This window comes from Streptomyces sp. NTH33 (assembly GCF_003236365.1).
GTDB lineage: Bacteria > Actinomycetota > Actinomycetes > Streptomycetales > Streptomycetaceae > Streptomyces.
Window position 1 is genome coordinate 1 of sequence record NZ_POTZ01001063.1, and the last position, 651, is coordinate 651.

Genomic DNA, 651 nt, shown 5'->3' on the forward strand with positions numbered 1-651 from the left:
GTCCGGCACCAGCTCGCCGATCCGGAGGAGCTCGGCGAGCTGGTGCCGGACACCGTGCTGGAGGGGGCCGGTCACGGGGCCTGTACCTTACGGGCGGTTTCGGTCCGGGGGGATTCCGCGCGGTACCGGGGGGAGCCGCGGCGGGACGCCCTGCTCGTCGCGCGGTTCGGAGCGGGGGAACAGGCGCTCGTTCTCGTCGCGATGGCCACCGGGGCCCGGGCCGCGCCGGGCGCGCACCGCGCTGCGGCCGAGGTGTGCCGGTGGATCGCGCGGGCCGTGGGCCGCAGTCACGCGCGGCTCGTCGAGGACATGCGGGCGGCCCGGCGCGGCGACCTGAAGTCGGGGCTGCACCGGCTCACCGACCGCAGCCTCGGCAGACTCCGCGCCGGTGCCGCCGAACGGGGCCTCGACCCGGAGGAGTACACGACCACCCTGCGCTGCCTGCTCCTGCCCGCCGACCCCGAGTGCCGGACCCGGGTCTTCTTCGGGGTCGGCGCGGGCGGACTGTTCCGGCTGCGCGACGGCGAGTGGCACGACATCGAACCCCGGGTGGCCGAGGCGAAGACACCCGGCGGACCCGTCGTCGGCTTCGGTTCACAGCCCCCCGAGACCCCCGGGGGCGACCGGCTCACCATGGACCTCGGCATCACC

1 protein-coding gene is annotated in these 651 nt (G+C 76.3%); it reads left to right on the forward strand.

Annotated features, from left to right (window positions below):
* Window positions 1-651 (forward strand): protein phosphatase 2C domain-containing protein (locus C1I97_RS38475; RefSeq protein WP_111007414.1); only part of this gene is annotated, 651 nt, incomplete at both ends.